This is a genomic window from Vibrio sp. 811, from assembly GCF_033339195.1.
The window spans coordinates 1-552 of sequence record NZ_JAWOUB010000790.1; the positions used below are offsets into that span (position 1 = coordinate 1).

Here is a 552-nt window from a genome sequence, read left to right on the forward strand (position 1 = left end):
CATTTCAACGAGATTTAACTAGCGTTCGAGCGCAGCCTTTGCTGCGGGCTAAACAAGCAATAAATCAACTTCGCGCTTTACCGTTAGAAATGGATGTTTTGCAACAAATTGCGGAAATGAAAAAGGCCATCGAAATGACGGCCTTTGATGAGTCGGTTGCAACAGCAGAGCGAGCATTGGAAGTGTTTCATCCCATTTTAACTGCGCTCAATCGCCGTTTAGATCCCGAGTCTATTCAGTGATTTCGCGTCGCATACGAACAGCACTCAACGCAATCAGACAGTAGCAAAGCAGCTCCATGCCTTCTTCCGAAATGTTCTTAACATCGCGGATGTAGCTTTCATTCATGACTTGCTGCCAGAAGCTTCCCATGCCGTAAAGGCGAGAGAAAACAAGCAGTAGAACGACGGCACCAATCAAGAGCTTCATGTGTGGAACTTGTAGAATACGTGCCATTTCGTTCACTGTACCTTTACCACCTTGGTAAGCTTTTGCGCAAGCCAGAGCAGTGACGGTTAACGCAGGGAATACCCACGATCCGTGACGGATCAT

Annotated in this window: 2 pseudogenes; one reads left to right on the top strand and one right to left on the bottom strand. The window is 47.1% G+C overall.

Going from position 1 to position 552, the window contains the following annotated elements:
• Window positions 1-242 (top strand): annotated as a pseudogene (locus R7Q46_RS29415) (YdcF family protein); the annotation flags it as partial.
• Here the strand turns inward: R7Q46_RS29415 and R7Q46_RS29420 are convergent.
• Window positions 232-552, bottom strand: a pseudogene (locus R7Q46_RS29420) (hypothetical protein); the annotation flags it as partial. The pseudogenes R7Q46_RS29415 and R7Q46_RS29420 overlap by 11 nt on opposite strands.